We start from the raw sequence: 16,780 nt of genomic DNA on the forward strand, positions 1-16,780 counted from the left end.
AGCTCACAGTGAGAATATTCCCAGCGCGACGCAGGCAATCGTCATGACGATCGACGCGCCGAACAGCAAGGGGAACGTGAATTTCTGATGATCGGCGAGATCGATGCCGCACAGGCCGACCACGAGGAAAGTGGCCGGTGTCAGCGGGCTAACCGGAAAGCCAGTGGTCATCTGGCCGAGCAACGCCGCCTGGCCGACGTGCACGGCGGGCACGCCGAGTTGGCCGGCCACTTCGGCGATCACCGGCAGCACGCCGAAATAGAACGAGTCGGGGTCGAACAACATGCTGAGCGGCATCGACAGCAAGCCGAGCGCGACCGGAATATGACTGGCCATCGCGGGCGGCACGAAACCGACCGCCGACTGCGCCATCGCCTTCAGCATGCCGCTGCCTTGCATCACGCCGGTGAACACGCCGGCCGCGAGCAGAATCCCGGCCATCATCAAGGCCGCGCGAGCATGCGCGTCGACCCGTTTGCGCTGCATGTCGACGTTCGGATAGTTCACCATCAGCGCGATGCACAGGCCGACCATGAACATGATCGCCGGCGGAATCTTCTCGCCCATCACGACCATCGTGCCGAGCACCACCAGTGTCAGCACGATGTTGAACCAGAAGTTCTTCGGCCGGCGCAGCGCCTGTTCTTCGGGCGTCAGTTCACGTTTGGGCATCGGCACCGACCCGCTCGCGGCCGTGAGGCCGAGGCGCTTTTCCTCGCGCCGCCCGAGCCAGAACGCCATGCCGAACACGAACACGAGGCCGATCGCCTGCACCGGAATCAGCGGATTGAACAGAGCGGAAATCGGCAGATGCAGCGAGGCGGAGGCGCGAATCATCGGCCCCGTCCACGGCAGAAAGTTGATGCCGGCCGCCATCGAAACCGCTGCGGCCAGCACGCGCCGGTCCATCTTCAGGCGATCGTAGAGCGGCAGCATGGCGGGAATCGTGACCAGAAAGCAGACGGCGCCGGAGCCGTCCAGATGGATCAGCAACGCGAGCAGCGTGGTGCCCATCACGATACGCGTGGGCCGCGTGCCGACCGCGCGCAGAATGCGGTCGATGATCGGATCGAGCGTGCCCGCGTCGGTGATGGTGCCGAAGTAAAGAATCGCGAACACGAACATGCCGACAACCGGCGCGAGACTCTTGAGGCCATCGATCACGAACTTGCTGGTCTGAAAGCCGAAGCCGCCAATGAGCGACGCCGCGATCGGCACGATGATGAGCGCCACCAGCGGCGACATGCGTTTCGACAGAATCGCGCCGAGCAGCACGACGATGGTAGCGAGCCCCAGTAATGGCAGCATGTGCTTGTCTCCGAGATTGTTTTTTACTGCGATCCAGCGTAAGTTCGAAGCGGCTATAAATCAATTGAAATGATTTGATCGCAGCAATTACAAACCATCATGGATCTGAATCTTCGGGACATCCGCGCGTTTATCGCCGTCGCGCAAACGGGCAGCTTCACGCGCGCGGCGACGCGGCTGCATCTGTCGCAACCGGCGCTGACGGTGCAGATTCGCCGCCTCGAAGAAACGGTCGGCCTGCGCCTCTTTGACCGCAACAGCCGCAATGTCGCGCTCACGCCGACCGGCCGTGAACTGCTGCCGCTCCTGCAGAAGTCGCTGCATGACATGGAGCATGTGCTGATCGACGCGCGCGCGCTCGGCGAAGGCGCGAGCGGCACCGTGCGGATCGCTTGCCTGCCCACGTTCGCGGCCAGCGTGTTGCCTGAGTTGGTGCAGGACATCAAGAAGGCCGTGCCGCGCGTGAGCTTTCATGTGCGCGACGTGGTCGCCAGCATGGTCAATACGCTGGTGCGCAATGAGGAGGTCGACATCGGGCTGACCGGCGGCCAGCTCGACGATGGCGCCTTCGAGGTACTGCATGCGGGCATCGACCGGCTGGTTGCCGTGTTTCCGAAGCGGCATGCGCTTGCCCGGCGGCGGCGCATCACGCTCGCCGATCTCGCCGCCGCGCCGCTCGTGCTGACCGCCCAGGGCACGAGCGTGCGCGCGGTGGTCGACAGCGCTTTTGCGAATGCTCGCTGCACGCCGGAGATCGCGTGCGAGCCGACCTACATGATGACAGCGGTCGCGATGGTGCGCGCCGGACTCGGCGTGACGATCCTGCCGGCATCAGCCCGCGAAGTCCGGGCGGAGCCCGAACTGATCGTGCGCGCGGTCGACGATCCCGCGTTCACGCGCCCAATCGCCCTCATCAAGAAGCGCGGCCGGACAATGCCGCCCGTGACGGAAACTTTCGTTGCAATGCTGATCGAGAAGCTCGGCGAGGATTGATCAGCGGATGCGCTTTACCTTTCATTTTCAAACAGAGCCCGATTATCACCATTAATCGTCTGATTTGATCAAACACGCTCGCGCTAATATCGGCTTCGCGCGAACTCGAGGATAAAAACCGTTCGCGCGTATTCTTCAAAAACTTCGAAAACGAAAAAATGATAATGAGTCAATTTCGAATGCTCGCGGTGACCGCAGCGTCGTTCGCGCTGGCCGCTCCGGCATATGCCGCATTGGGCGGCGCGCCGACCTATCCGATCACGGCCAGCAGCACGAGCGCAGGGGCGGCCAGCCAGAATAGCGCGGCGGTGGCGCGCTTCGCCGCTAGCGGCAGTGCGGCGTCGGCGAATTACACCGTGAGCCAGACGACGCTGCCATCCGGCACCGTGGTGAGCGAGTACATCAGCGCGGGCAATACGGTCTTCGCGTTGAGCTGGGAAGGCCCGACCATGCCGCCGCTCAAGACGCTGCTCGCCACTTACTTCCCCACTTATGTCCAGGCGCTCACCGATGCTCACGCCACGCAAGGCGGCGGCTACGGACCCGCCGTGGTGCATCAGTCGGCGCTGGTCGTGGAGACCGGCGGCCATATGGGCGCGTTCGTGGGCCGCGCCTATTTACCGCAAGCGCTGCCGCAAGGTGTGAGCGCTGACGATATCAAGTAACTCATAAAATCATTAGAGAGAGAACAACAGTGCGCAAAATCGCAAGGATTATTGCCGCGGCGCTCGGGCTCGGGTTGGCGCTCAATCTTGCCGGCTGCGGCGGCGGTGGTGGTGGCTCCAGCAGCAATTCGACGGCTAATGCACCGGCTGCCGCCAGTGCGCCGGCGGCCCCGGGTGACACGACGTCCAATCCCCTTATCAGCGACTCGACACCCAACGTGCTCGCCGTCGACGCGTCTGCCGTGCCCACGCCGGCCGGCGCCGGCAACACGATGTCGGTGACCGTAAGCGGAACGGGCATTCACAACCAGCCGATGGTCAGCGTCAAGATCTGCGCCCCCGGCTCCAACGCGAGCGCGAGTTGCACGACGATCCCGAACGTGATCGTCGATACAGCGTCGTTCGGGCTGCGTCTGGTGCGCTCCGCGATCCCGAATTCCACATTCAGCGCGCTCACTGCCGAAACGGATCAATCGAGCGGCCTGCCGCTCGCCGAATGCGCGTTGTTCGGCAGCGGCTATGCATGGGGTTCGGTGCATCTCGCGGACATCGCGCTGTCGAGCGAGATTGCCCCGTCGGTGCCGATCCACGTGATCGGCGATTCGGCGCTGACCATTGCCGCGCCGAGCGAATGCCAGGTGGGCCGGCAACTGGCCACCGCAGCCGATCTCGGCGCGAACGGTATTCTCGGCATCGGCGTGAGCCCGACGGACTGCGGCTCGCAGTGCGCCCTGACGACGCTCTCGCAGTTCTATTACACCAATGTCGGCAATGCCACCTCGGTGCCGCTCGCAAAACAGATCAGCAACCCGGTCGCGCGATTCCCGCAGGACAACAACGGTGTGATTCTGGAAATGGCGCAGGTGTCCGATAGCGGCAGCGCGACGGCTCAAGGCACGCTCGTGTTCGGCATCGACACGCAGGCCAATAACGTGCTGAACGGCACGGGCGCGCCGCTTTTCCGAACCGACCTGAATGGCGACTTCACGTCGACTTATGGCGGCACGGTATTCACGCAGACGTTCTTCGATTCGGGCTCGACAGTGCTGTTCTTTCCGGATGCGACGATCGCGCGCGACGCGTCGTCGGGATACTACATTCCGTCCGCGACCGTGGGCCGTACCTCAACGTTGGCGGGGACCAATCCGGCAAGCGTGACGCTCGGCTTCAATATCGCGAACGGCGCGACGCTGAGCGCATCGGGGAATAACGCGTTCAACAACCTCGGGATCTATATGACCCGGCAGTTTGACCTCGGTTTGCCGTTCTTTTACGGGCGTCATGTGTATTACGGCATTTCGGGCCGCGCGTCGGCGGGGGGTGGTACGGGGCCGTATGTGGCTTACGTTTCGAGCTGAGGGTCGATGGTCCCGCTCGGTGGTTTGTCGTGAATGCCGTCGATATCCGCCGTTCGCGGGACATGTGAAGCTCGTTGATAGAACAGCAATCAAAACAGTGCAGACCGCACGCCTTTTTTGCGTTGTCCCGGGGGACTTTATGAACAAGATTGCAATGATTTGCCTGAGTGCCGCTCTCGTCGGCATCCTGAGTGGCTGCGCCGGCACGAACTTCGTCCGTCCCGATGATGCGGCTTTGCAAAATGGCAAAACGACTATGGCCGACGCGCGAGCAAAGTACGGCAGTCCGTTCCGCCAGAGCACCGTCACCAAGAATGAGGAAGGCGTCACGCTGCTGTCTTACGCATATGCATCTACCGGCGGCACGCCGCTCGAAACCGGCGTGATACCAGCGCGCTCGCTGGAACTGGGATTCTGGAAGGACGTGATGGTATCGAACGTATTCGTTTCCACGTTCAAGGATGACGCGAGTACGTTCGACGCGTCGAAGCGCTCGGCCATCGTCAAAGGCAAGACGACTCGCGATCAGGTCATTGCGTTGCTGGGCAGACCCGCTGGCTATGCTGTCTATCCGATCATCCAGGACAAGAATGGCCAAGCCCTCGTCTACGCGTACCACACGACGAGCGGTTCGGCGTTCAATCTCAAGTTCTCCAAGCGTGATCTGATCGTGACTATCGACCCGAATGGGGTGGTCTCGGATGTGAGTTACGAGTCGTCCGGTATGCAGTGACAGGGCCTTGTCGGCACGCAAAAACTCGTAGGTCTGTTGATCTCCCGCCCGCAACGCTGGCAATCTAGCGAATCCCCAAGGCAACCTTGTTGCATGGGACCAGAGTTGGTGCTCTCAATGGGACCGGAGTAATGCGCTGAAGCGCGAACTCCGGTCGACAGCTGAAGCGCCAACTCTGTTCGACACAGCGGAGACAACGGCAATGGAACCCTCCACCAACCCGCACGACGACGACCTCGAACACTTCGAAGCTCACGGCTCGGCGCCGCTGCCGGTCCCGAGCGACGAAGGCTACGTCGAGCACGAAGGCGCGCGAATCTGGTACGCGTCGTATGGCGCCGGCGCGCCGGTGATTCTGCTGCACGGCGGCCTTGGACACAGCGGCAACTGGGGCTACCAGGTTCCCGCGCTGCTCGGCGCGGGGCATCGCGTGGTGGTCGTCGACAGCCGCGGCCACGGCCGCAGCACCCGCGACGCACGGCCCTACCGGTACGAGCTGATGGCGTCCGACGTGCTCGCCGTCATGGACACCTTGCAACTGGACCGCGCCGCGCTGGTGGGCTGGAGCGACGGCGCCTGCGTCGCGATGGTGTTGGGCAGCACCACGCCGCAGCGGGTGGCGGGTGTGTTTTTCTTCGGCTGCAACATGGATCCGAGCGGCACGAAGCCGTTCGTGCCGACGCCTGTGATCGAGCGCTGCTTCAGCCGCCATGCCAAGGACTACGCGCAGCTATCGGCGACGCCGGACGACTTCGAGGCATTTGTCGGCGCGGTCAGCACGATGATGAAAACCGAGCCCAACTATTCCGCCGACGATCTGGCTCAAGTCGATGTGCCGGTCGCCATTGTGCAAAGCGAGCACGACGAGTTCATCAAGCTGGAACACGCCGACTATCTCGCTCGCAGCATTCCCGGCGCGGAGTTGATTCTGCTGCCCGGCGTGAGCCATTTCGCGCCGCTGCAACGACCGGCGCAATTCAACCGCGTGATGCTCGATTTCCTGCGCCGGATCGCGGGCTGATCGGGACGGCGGCGTCCGCCACGCCGGTTGGCCATTCTGCGACCGGCGCGAGAACCGCATCGGAACCCTCGAAATTTCACGATGTGGAACGATCGAGCGCTTCGTAAAAAATCGTGGTGCGTGGCACAAATTCGGCATTTCGCAATGTCGCCCCACGTTGCACATCGTGAAACACAAGCTGTAAGCCTATATATTAAAACGATATTTTTAGACAGAACGAACCATCTAACAACCACTTGCGCCACTGCCTGCTGACGTAGACTCTTTTACAAGAGCCGGCGCTTCAGTAGTCGGTGGAGTGGGATGAGACGGAAACATTGTCTGAAGAATCCCAACCTCTGAAACGAAGCCGCCCCGGCACAGCGGTTTTTAAATGGCACTTGGGAGACTAAAAATGAAAGGCTTTCGCTTCGGTTCGAATCAGGGTGCTTTCTACATTTTGCCGGGCCAGGACGGTTGGGAGGCAACCTACGGCAACGAAACGCTCGGTGAATTCGCCAGCCCGCAGCAGGCGGCGGACGACCTCGCACGCGGCTTGACCTGCCCACATCTCTCGGAAGGCGACGACACGTCGACGCTTGAGATCCCAGAGAAGCTCAGCGATTGGGAAATCGTTCACGTGTGATGGCCGGTATGGCCGCTGCTCACGTTGGAGTAAAAACGACGATGGCGCTCTCGAGAGCGCCATCGTCATGTTTACCGCTTACTTCAGAATCTTAAGCAACCGCGTCCACGATCTTGTTCAGCGTGGCGCTCGGGCGCATGGCCTTGCTCGTCAGTTCGACATTCGGACGATAGTAACCGCCGATGTCCACCGGCTTGCCCTGTGCCGCACCCAACTCTTCGACGATCTTCGCTTCGTTCTCAGCCAGTGCCTTCGCCACGCCCGCGAACTGCGCCTGCAGCGCGGCGTCCTCGGTTTGCGCGGCCAGTGCTTCCGCCCAGTACATCGCGAGGTAGAAGTGGCTGCCACGGTTGTCGATACCGCCAACCTTGCGCGCCGGCGACTTGTCGTTGTCGAGGAACTTGCCGGTTGCCTGATCCAGCGTCTTGGCCAGAACCTGCGCCTTCGGGTTGTGATACGCGCTGCTCAGATGTTCGAGCGACGCGGCCAACGCCAGGAATTCACCCAGCGAATCCCAACGCAGGAAACCTTCTTCGACCAGTTGCTGAACGTGCTTCGGCGCCGAACCGCCCGCGCCGGTTTCGAACATGCCGCCACCTGCCATCAGCGGAACGATCGACAGCATCTTCGCGCTCGTGCCCAGTTCCATGATCGGGAACAGGTCGGTCAGGTAGTCGCGCAGCACGTTGCCGGTGACCGAGATCGTGTCCTTGCCGGCGCGAATGCGCTCGATCGAGAACTTCGTCGCTTCAACCGGCGTCATGACGCGGATGTCCAGACCGTTGGTGTCGTGGTTCTTCAGGTATTGCTCGACCTTCTTGATGATCTGGGCGTCGTGCGCGCGAGCCGCGTCAAGCCAGAACACCGCAGGCGTGTTGGTCGCGCGGGCGCGGTTGACCGCCAGCTTGACCCAATCCTGCACCGGCGCGTCCTTGGTCTGGCACATGCGCCAGATGTCGCCCGCTTCGACCGGCTGCTCGATCAGCACCGTGCCGGCAGCATCCGTCACGCGAACCACGCCGTCTGCCGGGATCTGGAAGGTCTTGTCGTGTGAGCCGTATTCTTCAGCGGCTTGCGCCATCAGGCCGACGTTGGGCACCGTGCCCATGGTGACCGGGTCGAACGCGCCGTGCTTCTTGCAGTCTTCGATCACTGCCTGATAAACGTCCGCGTAGCAACGGTCCGGGATCACGGCCTTGGCGTCGTGCAGCGCGCCGTCCGCGCCCCACATCTTGCCCGACTCGCGGATCATGGCCGGCATGGACGCGTCGACGATCACGTCGCTCGGCACGTGCAGGCTGGTAATGCCCTTGTCCGAATTGACCATGGCCAGTTGCGGACGCTGTGCGTATTGCGCCTTGACGTCGGCTTCGATCGCTTCGCGCGTTTCAGCCGGCAGGTCTTTCAGGCGCGCGTACAGATCGCCGATGCCGTTGTTCGGGTTGAAGCCGGCTTGCGCCAGCACGTCGGCGTGCTTGGTCAGCACGTCTTTGTAGAACACCGACACCACGTGACCGAAGATGATCGGATCCGACACCTTCATCATGGTGGCCTTCAGGTGTACCGAGAACAGCACGCCCTTCGCCTTCGCGTCGGCGATTTCCGCTTCGATGAAACTGCGCAGCGCGTTCTTCGACAGCACGGAAGCGTCGATGATCTCGCCTGCCTGCACGGCCGTCTTTTCTTTCAGGACCGTCTTCGAGCCGTCGGCGGCCGTCAGTTCGATCTTCACCGCACCGGCTGCGCCGATCAGCGCCGATTTTTCGCTGCCGTAGAAATCACCGCCGCTCATGTGCGCGACGTGCGACTTCGAGTCCGCGCTCCAGGCGCCCATCTTGTGCGGGTGCTTGCGTGCGTAGTTCTTGACCGACAGCGGCGCGCGGCGGTCCGAATTGCCTTCGCGCAGCACCGGGTTGACGGCGCTGCCCTTGATCTTGTCGTAGCGAGCCTTGACGTCTTTTTCGGCGTCGGTATTCGCGACGTCCGGATACGGCGGCAGCTTGTAGCCCTGATCGCGCAGTTCCGTGATCGCGGCCTTCAGTTGCGGCACCGACGCGCTGATGTTCGGCAGCTTGATGATGTTTGCTTCCGGACGCGTGGTGAGTCCACCCAGTTCCGCCAGATCGTCGGAGCCCTTCTGTTCCGCGCTCAGGTAGTCGGGAAATGCAGCGATGATCCGGCCGGCAAGCGAAATATCGCGCGTCTCGACGATCACGTCGGACGAGCGCGTGAACGCCTTCACGATCGGCAGCAACGAGTAGGTCGCCAGAGCAGGCGCTTCGTCGGTCAGGGTGTAGATGATCTTCGGCGGTGTGGACATGTTCGGTGCTTTGCTAGGTGAAGTGTTAGACAGAGCGTTGAGTGGTGCCGATCGGCGCGTTGCGGCAAAACAACAAGGCGGCGCGACGCACGGCACTACTTTCTACGGCCAGACCGTGAGTATATGCGTGTTTTCCTCTACTCGCTGCTAAACAAACATATCCCGGAAACACTCTCCACGGGATCGAGCCCCGCCAGGTAAGGCTTTGGGCCAATTTTTCCTTGTCTTATGACAGATGTCTTATAGATGACTAAAGACTCGGAACAAATATATTGTTAATGCGAATCAGATGCATTACCATTTAGACGCACTTGCGTTCTTACACTTCGATTACTTAACCACTCGCATCCATGAAGCCGTTTCGCACCCTTCTGGTGCGCGACGAGCGTCACTCTGTCCAATTCGAACAACATGCAGAAATTCTTTGTCGCCGGCCGACCGGCGTTTGTGCGCGGCCAACGCCGCACTCCCTCGCTGCTGAGCGCGGGGCTTCTGGCCAGCGTCGGATTGACGCTTTCCACGCTGTCGACTTCGGGCTGGGCGCAGGTCGCGGCCAGCGACGCCGGCGCGACGCTGCCGGCCGTGAGCGTCTCGGCGGCAAAAGACACCACCGTGGCGCAGGCCGACACGGTCAGCGCAGGCGCGCTGGGTTCGCGCAAGCAGGTGGACACACCGTTCTCGACCCACGTCGTGACGAGCGACGAAGCGCAGGATCTGTTCGCGACGACCGCCAATGATCTGTACAAGTACGATCCGGCCGTGTCGGTGATCAGCGAGAACGCGATCAGCGAAAATTCGATGTTCACCGTGCGCGGCATGCCGATCGACACGCTGAACAGCATCAAGATGGACGGTCAGACCTTCCCGTCGTGGGATACCGACCTCTCGCTCGAACCGTTCGAGCAGGTCGAATTGCTCAAGGGCCTGTCGGGCTTCATGTACGGCTTCGGCTCGCCGGGCGGCATCGTCAATTACGTGTTGAAGCGCCCCACCGACACGCCGTACCGCAGCATCACGGTCGGCTACAGGTCGGCCGGCGTGTTCACCGAGGCGGTCGATCTGGGCGGCCGCTTCGGCAATGACGACCGTTTCGGCTATCGCCTGAACCTCGTCAACGAAGACGGCAACACCGCCGAGGACCACGGTCACGTGCGCCGCCAGGTCGCTTCGCTGGCGTTCGACTTCCGCATCACGCCGGATCTGACCTGGAGCGCCGACGCGTTCTACCAGAAGCGCAGAACCAACGGCACGCTGTTCGGCCTGATGTTCGGCGCCGACGCCGGCGGCATTCCCGACGCGAGCAAAGTCACCCACGCGCTCACGCAACCGCAGAACTACTACGAGACCGAGATGGCCTCGTTCGGCACGGGCCTGGATTACCGCATCTCCGAAAACTGGCACGCGAGCCTGAAGTACCGCTTCGCCAAGGAAAACCGCACCAATTCGGATAGTTTCCTGTTTGTCTCCGACGCCGCGGGCAACTACTCGAACACGCTGTATGCGGCCATGACGCGCTACTTCTATCAGAACGTCGACGGCATGGTGCAAGGCCATTTCAACACGGGCAGCATCAAGCACGACGTGGTGGTGGGCGCCGGTTTCGAAACGCAAACCAGCGAGTACAGCAACAGCACGGGTTGGAACGAAGGCTACTTCCTCGGCAACGGCAATCTGTACGCCAGCACCTTGCTGACCAACGACGAAGTCAGCATCGGCTCGGACCTGTACCGTCAGCAGCGCACCACGCAAGCCGCCGTGTACGCGAGCGACACCGTGCAACTGACGTCGCGTCTGTCGGCGCTGGTCGGCGTGCGTTACACGCAATACCAGCAGCACGTGTACGACCCGAGCGGCGCCGTCTCATCGCAATACCAGGCGGACCCGGTCACGCCGACCTTCGCGCTGATGTTCAAGACCGATCCGTATTCGACGCTGTACGCGAGCTACGTGGAGTCGCTGGAACAGGGCGGCGCGGCTTCGAACACCAACCTCAACTATCCGGACACGTTCGGTCCGCTGAAGAGCAAGCAGTATGAAGTCGGCTTCAAAACCGACCACAGCAAGTGGGGCGCCAACCTCGCGCTGTTCCGCGTCGATCAGGGCTACAACTACACGAACTCCGCCAACATCTTCGTGCAGGACGGCACCAAGCGCTACCAGGGCGTCGACGCGAGCGGCTGGCTTGCGCTGACGAGCGAATGGCGCGTGCTGGGCGGCGTGATGTGGCTCGACACGAAGGCCATGGACGTGGACGATCCGACCGTGGAAGGCAAGCGCATCTATGGCGCGCCGCGCTTCACGGTGACGGGCCGCATCGAATACAACCCGTCGTATCTGCGTCCGCTGACGCTGGCGTTCGGCGGCAAGTACGTCGGCAACCAGGCCGTCGACGCGCAGAACACGCAGTTCGTGCCCGCCTATACCACGTTCGATCTGAGCGGCCGGTATGAGACGAAGATCGCCGGCAAGGACGTGACGTTCCGCGCGGGGATCAACAACCTGTTCAATCGCCGTTACTGGACGACTGCTTGGGGCTACTACGTGGCGCCGTCGCCGACGCGCACTGCCGTGGCCAGCGCAACGCTGCAGTTCTAAGCATCGCGTGAATGAGGGGCGCCCGCTGCGGGCGCCCCGATCATGGCGGGAATTTCCGCGACCAGCGCATCGATCGCACAGCGCGTTTTCAGCGCCAGATAGCGACTCTTCGGCCACACCAGGTGAATCTCCTGAGCAGGCCGGAAACAATTCTCCATCACCGTCACCAGCTCGCCTGTTTGCGCATAACGGGCCAGTAGCCAACTCGGCAGCCACGCGAGGCCGAAGCCGGCGAGAGCGGCATCGACAATCCCCTTCATGTCGTCGAAACCGAGTTGCGGCTGAACCTGCGCGCGGCGGATTTGCCCGTCGACGTCTACCACATCCCACGGCTGTGCCGACCCTGCCCGCAAGTAGGCAATCACGGCGTGGCCGCGTAATTCGTCCACGTTGCGTGGCGTGCCATGACGTGCCAGATAAGCCGGCGCGGCGCCGATACTCGCGTGCTGCATGCCGAGCTTGCGCGCGGCGAGACTCACGCTGTCGGCCAGCGGTCCCACGCGCACCACGAGATCGAAACCCTCTTCGATCACATCGACGAAGCGGTCGGTAATCGAAATATCGATCTTCAATTGCGGATGCTTGCGCGCGAGGCCGAGCAACACGGGCGCCACGCAGTAGTGACCGAAAGCTTGCGGCACGCTGACGCGCAATCGGCCTTTGGGCTCGCGGCGTCCCGAATCGAGATCCGCCTCGGCGGCCTCGAGCTCGGCCAGCGCGCGCACGCAGCGGTCGTAGTAGGCCTGCCCGTCTTCGGTGAGGCTCTGGCTGCGCGTCGTGCGATTGAGCAGGCGCACGCCAAGGCGCTTCTCTAACCGCACGATCACTTTCCCGACCGCCGAGCGCGTCAGGTTCATCCGTTCCGCAGCCAGCGCAAAACTGCCCGTTTCCACCACGCGCACGAACGTCGTCACGCCATCGAGGATGTCGCTCATACCTTTGCCTTATTGGTTCCCAATAAGACACATTGCTGGGATTTTCATGCGTCAATGGGGACAGAAATTCCCCCTATATTACACAGTCCGTGGTGGGCAAGCCCATCGACTAACGAGGTGAATTTCCATGTCCAATGATCCGATCGCGCCGCCACGGCGCGAAGAACGGCCCCGCGCGGCCGCGGCTGCAGAACATCGGCCGGTGTCGCGCGAGGCGCGCCCCGCACGAACCGTCGCGAGCGAAACTCCGCAACCGGCCACCTTCCTCTCGCTTCGCAAAAACACGCTGGCGTTGGGCGCGGTGTGCCTTGCGTCGCTGATGTTCGGCCTCGAAATCTCCAGCGTGCCGGTGATCCTGCCGACGCTCGAGCGCGTGCTGCACGGCGACTTCAAAGGCATGCAGTGGATCATGAATGCGTACACGCTCGCAGTGACCACCGTCCTGATGGCGACCGGCACGCTGGCCGACCGCTTCGGCCGCCGACGCATCTTCGTGATCGGTATCGCGCTGTTCGGCATCACCTCGTTGATCTGCGGACTCGCGCAAAGCGTGCCGACGCTGATCGTCGCGCGTCTGCTGCAAGGCGCGAGCGGCGGCGCGATGTTGATATGCCAGGTCGCCGTGCTATCGCATCAGTTCAGCGAAGGCCCTGAACGCGCTCGCGCATTCAGCGCGTGGGGCATCATCTTCGGCATCGGACTCGGCTTTGGGCCGATCATCGGCGGAGCGATCGTGGCGCTGTCGAGTTGGCAATGGGTCTTCTGGGTGCACGCGCTGCTCGCTGTGGTGACCCTGATGCTCGTCTTCAGCGGCGTGCAGGAATCACGCGACCCGCACGCGCATACACTCGATGTTGCCGGCATCGTCACGTTGTCGCTCGCGGTGTTCGGGCTCGTGTATTTCATCACGCAGGTCCCGGCGCTCGGCTTCGGCAATCCGCGTGCGCTCTTCATCATCGCGGCGACGTTGGTCGCGTTCGTGGCTTTTCTGTTTGCCGAGAAACTCAGCGCGCGCCCCATGTTCGACTTTTCCGTGTTCAAGATTCCGCAGTTTTCCGGCGCTTTGATGGGCTCCGCGGGCATGAACTTCAGCTTCTGGCCGTTCATGATCTATTTGCCGATCTATTTCCAGATCGGCCTCGGCTATGACAGTGTGAGCGCCGGACTCGCCTTGCTCGCCTACACGCTGCCGACGCTGCTGTTTCCGCCGCTCGGCGAACGTCTCGCATTGCGCTATGGTTCGGGAATCGCCATACCTGCGGGCCTCTTCACGATCGGCCTCGGCTTCATGCTGATGCGATACGGCGGCAGCGCCGCGCATGCTGACGTGTGGACCATGTTGCCCGGTTGCGTCGTCGCCGGCGCGGGCCTCGGCCTCACGAATACGCCCGTCACCAACACGACGACCGCCGCGGTTCCCGCGGAACGCGCAGGCATGGCGTCCGGCATCGATATGAGCGCGCGGATGATTACGCTTGCGATCAACATCGCGTTGATGGGCGCGATCCTGGTCGGCGGCATTCTTTTTAACCTGAAGACGCGATTGCCGAAGACGCTTGACACCGCGCCGCTCGGCAGGCTGGCGGAGAAAATCGCGGCGGGCGATGCAGAAGCGGTTAGAACAGCGATTCCAGCGTTGGCGCAAATCGATCCGTCAGGAAGCGTCGTGCATGCCGCGTTGATGCAGGGCTTCGGCTGGGTGATGGTCTACGGTGGAATCGGCGTGTGGGTGCTCGCTGCGCTCAGCTTCGTGATTTCTGGCAGCGCGTCGCGAAAACTGAGCGTCAAGAAGCACACGACTGTGCAGCAGCAACAGCAACCAGCCCGATGCGACCCGTGCTGAACAGCACTTCGTCGACGGCGGCGAGCGCACGCGAGTGATATTCGGAGCGGCGCACGCGCCGCGTCTTCCCTCAGGCCTCGACTTGTACCGACTGCCCAGCCATCATCGCGAGCCCTTCGTTCAAGGCCGGGAAAAGGCTACGGTTAAAGTTGTTCCAGCGCAGCTCCAGGATCGTATCGTCCTTATCGATTTCGGTATTCAACACGTCGTGAATCACCTCACCGGAATCGATCCCGTTGTCGACATAGTGAAACGATGCGCCTGTCAGATAGAGCGGTTCGACCGTCACGGTCTCCATCGTCTTCCAGTTGACTACTTTCTTGCCGCGCGCGCCGTAGAGCGCATCGAGCGTCGCATACGCGCCGCGCCGCTCGTACGGCGATTCCGCGCGCGTCACGCCCGGATGGATATTCACGATCTTGCGATAGAACGGCGCACCCGGCCGCACCAGTTCATCGAGAATGATCAGCAGGCCGTCCAGCACGACGATATCGGCCTTCAACTCCACCAGCGTATCGAGCAGATGCTTTTCAAAGGCGCTTTTGCCTGCCGGGCGTCCGGGCGCATCGAGCGGCTCTCGCCGATACGTCGATGGAATCGCGAGCAGCAGATCGTTAACCGGCTTGCCCTGCACGCGCAGATTCGGCGGATAGAACCAGCGCTTGCCCGGCTCGTAATCGAAGCCATATTCCTTCAGCTTCTCGCGATCCACGCTGGACCCGGCGTCATCGTCGTAAATGACCTTTTCGAGCGAGTACTGGTCGCCTAGTTCGGTATCATTGAGCGCCTCGACGAGCGACTCCAGCACCGACTTCATGTAGCGCGTGCCGCTTTGATATGCAATGTCCTGGCCGGCCTTGTCGGCGGCAGCGTTTCTCAGCGACCAGATGTAAACGAGTTTCTTCTTCGGCATAGTAGTTTCCTATGTGTGTGAGTCGTGGCACGCCAGGACCAGGTTTTTCTGCGGCTGAAGCGGCCGCTTTTATCAAAGAGCGAAAGCCATGCGGCCCGCGCTCGTCGCGTTTTCTTGTGCTTGTTGCGTCCGGCCGGTCGACCGGTCTTGCGATGTGTGGTGTGCCAGCGAAGCGGCGATTTCGTCGGAGCGCAGCGCGAGCACCGACAGCAACGTGTCGGACAGCCCGTGGCTGTCTTCGCAGCAACCCTGCAGGTAAATGCGCGGTTTGAAGCTCGCAGGTGTGGCGAGCCGGTAATCGCGTTCGACGTTGCCTTGCGCGAGCGCATCGCCCAGATGCGGCGCAAGCCCTTCCAGCAAGTCGAAATGCGTGTCGCGGCGATATCCCGTCGCGAGCACGAGCGCATCGAATTGCTCGGCGCGCGCGTGGCCGCTCAGACGGTCACGCAAGGTGAGTTCAATCTGGCCGCCCGCCGTGCGCACTGCCGTTTCGATGCCGGTGTTCGCCAGCAGCCGATGCCGCGGATCGGCGGACACGTTCTGCAGATAAAGCATTTCGTAGATCTGCTCGATCAGCGGACGGTCGACCACCGCGTAGTTGGTGTCGCGAAAGCGCTCGATCAGCGAACGGCGGCCGTCGCGCGGCTGCGCGTAGACGATATCGGTAAAGGCGGGGCTGAAAATCTCGTTGACGAACGGGCTGTCGTCGGCGGGTTTCAGCGCGCTCGAGCGGATGATGAGGCTCGCGTCGACGTGCGGATAGCGGCGCGTCAGATCGACGAACACCTCGGCCGCGCTCTGTCCCGCGCCGATCACCGCCACGCGTTTTCGTGAGCCGCCCGCGGGTCCGACCACGTGGTCGATGGAAGTCAGATACTGCGACGAATGCACGATGTTGTGCGTGCCAAGCGCGGCGAAAGCCTCCGGCACCTGCGGACCGCCGCCGATGCCGACTGACAGCGCCCGCGTCACGCGCTGCCACTCGCGGCCTTCGCTATCGCGCGAGAAAACCCGCAGCGCTTCGACGTCGTTCGTGTTGGCGGCGCTCTTGACCGCTTCGATACCGGTCACGGTCTGACCGTAGTTCACGCGATCGTCGAACGACGCCGCGACCCAGCTCAGGTAATCGTGGAACTCCACGCGCGTCGGATAGAAGTTCTTCAGGTTGACGAAATCCGCCAGACGTCCACGTTCGTACAGATAGTTGATGAACGTGAAGCGGCTCTTCGGATCGCGCATCGTCACGAGATCCTTGAGGAAGGAAATCTGCATCCGGCAATCGTCGAGCAGCATGCCGCGATGCCAGCCAAATTCCGGCTGACGCTCGATGAAGCAATGCGCGAGGTCCGACACGCCGGCCTCTTCGGCGAGGCGCACGGCAAGCGCCAGATTCGACGGTCCGAAGCCGATTCCGATCAGATCAAATACGGTGTCTCTGTGCATGTCGCAGGTCCTTATCGGTGGAAGCCGG

General features: G+C 62.2%; 13 protein-coding genes. 8 read left to right on the forward strand and 5 right to left on the reverse strand.

Annotated elements, in window-relative coordinates; translation table 11 throughout:
• Window positions 1-3: 3 nt before the first annotated feature.
• Window positions 4-1,308 carry a CitMHS family transporter gene (locus PQR42_RS07540; protein WP_408383208.1) on the reverse strand — a complete coding sequence of 435 codons (1,305 nt, stop codon included), beginning with the start codon at window positions 1,306-1,308 and terminating at the stop codon, window positions 4-6.
• Window positions 1,309-1,407: 99 nt separating this feature from the next.
• On the opposite strand from PQR42_RS07540, the gene PQR42_RS07545 reads away from it, so the two are divergent.
• From PQR42_RS07545 to PQR42_RS07570, 6 genes are all read left to right on the forward strand, one after another.
• Window positions 1,408-2,301, forward strand: coding sequence for a LysR family transcriptional regulator (locus PQR42_RS07545; protein WP_408383206.1), 894 nt, complete (start codon window positions 1,408-1,410; stop codon window positions 2,299-2,301).
• Between the two features lie 158 nt (window positions 2,302-2,459).
• A complete protein-coding gene (locus PQR42_RS07550; protein WP_408383204.1) occupies window positions 2,460-2,966 on the forward strand; it encodes a DUF2844 domain-containing protein in 507 nt (168 codons plus the stop codon).
• A gap of 29 nt (window positions 2,967-2,995) precedes the next feature.
• Window positions 2,996-4,324, forward strand: a complete 1,329-nt coding sequence (locus PQR42_RS07555) for a DUF3443 domain-containing protein (protein ID WP_408383203.1) — start codon at window positions 2,996-2,998, stop codon at window positions 4,322-4,324.
• Window positions 4,325-4,463: 139 nt separating this feature from the next.
• Complete coding sequence (locus tag PQR42_RS07560; RefSeq protein ID WP_408383201.1) at window positions 4,464-5,057, forward strand: hypothetical protein; 594 nt, start codon at window positions 4,464-4,466, stop codon at window positions 5,055-5,057.
• A 202-nt stretch (window positions 5,058-5,259) separates the two neighbouring features.
• Window positions 5,260-6,078: an alpha/beta fold hydrolase gene (locus PQR42_RS07565; protein ID WP_408383199.1), complete on the forward strand. Its 819-nt coding sequence runs from the start codon at window positions 5,260-5,262 to the stop codon at window positions 6,076-6,078.
• A gap of 394 nt (window positions 6,079-6,472) precedes the next feature.
• The gene (locus PQR42_RS07570; RefSeq protein WP_408204468.1) at window positions 6,473-6,703 is read left to right on the forward strand and encodes a hypothetical protein; all 231 of its coding nucleotides are present in this window, start codon (window positions 6,473-6,475) and stop codon (window positions 6,701-6,703) included.
• Between the two features lie 91 nt (window positions 6,704-6,794).
• On the opposite strand, the gene PQR42_RS07575 is transcribed toward PQR42_RS07570, so the two are convergent.
• The gene (locus tag PQR42_RS07575; protein WP_408383197.1) at window positions 6,795-9,023 is read right to left on the reverse strand and encodes an NADP-dependent isocitrate dehydrogenase; all 2,229 of its coding nucleotides are present in this window, start codon (window positions 9,021-9,023) and stop codon (window positions 6,795-6,797) included.
• 411 nt (window positions 9,024-9,434) lie between these two features.
• Between PQR42_RS07575 and PQR42_RS07580 the strand changes: the two genes are divergently transcribed.
• Entirely contained in the window at window positions 9,435-11,618 is a 2,184-nt protein-coding gene (locus PQR42_RS07580) for a TonB-dependent siderophore receptor (protein WP_408204466.1), read from the forward strand.
• On the opposite strand, the gene PQR42_RS07585 is transcribed toward PQR42_RS07580, so the two are convergent.
• A complete protein-coding gene (locus tag PQR42_RS07585; protein WP_408383195.1) occupies window positions 11,615-12,553 on the reverse strand; it encodes a LysR family transcriptional regulator in 939 nt (312 codons plus the stop codon). The two genes, PQR42_RS07580 and PQR42_RS07585, sit on opposite strands and share 4 nt — an antisense overlap.
• A 127-nt stretch (window positions 12,554-12,680) precedes the next feature.
• On the opposite strand from PQR42_RS07585, the gene PQR42_RS07590 reads away from it, so the two are divergent.
• Entirely contained in the window at window positions 12,681-14,396 is a 1,716-nt protein-coding gene (locus tag PQR42_RS07590; protein ID WP_408383194.1) for an MFS transporter, read from the forward strand.
• A gap of 70 nt (window positions 14,397-14,466) precedes the next feature.
• Here PQR42_RS07590 and PQR42_RS07595 read toward each other — a convergent pair whose 3' ends face one another.
• Complete coding sequence (locus PQR42_RS07595) at window positions 14,467-15,309, reverse strand: N(5)-hydroxyornithine transformylase PvdF (RefSeq protein WP_408383192.1); 843 nt, start codon at window positions 15,307-15,309, stop codon at window positions 14,467-14,469.
• Between the two features lie 72 nt (window positions 15,310-15,381).
• Window positions 15,382-16,752 carry a lysine N(6)-hydroxylase/L-ornithine N(5)-oxygenase family protein gene (locus PQR42_RS07600; RefSeq protein ID WP_408204462.1) on the reverse strand — a complete coding sequence of 457 codons (1,371 nt, stop codon included), beginning with the start codon at window positions 16,750-16,752 and terminating at the stop codon, window positions 15,382-15,384.
• Window positions 16,753-16,780 lie beyond the last annotated feature (28 nt).

Origin of the sequence: Paraburkholderia sediminicola (assembly GCF_046027355.1) — a bacterium.
GTDB lineage: Bacteria > Pseudomonadota > Gammaproteobacteria > Burkholderiales > Burkholderiaceae > Paraburkholderia > Paraburkholderia sediminicola_B.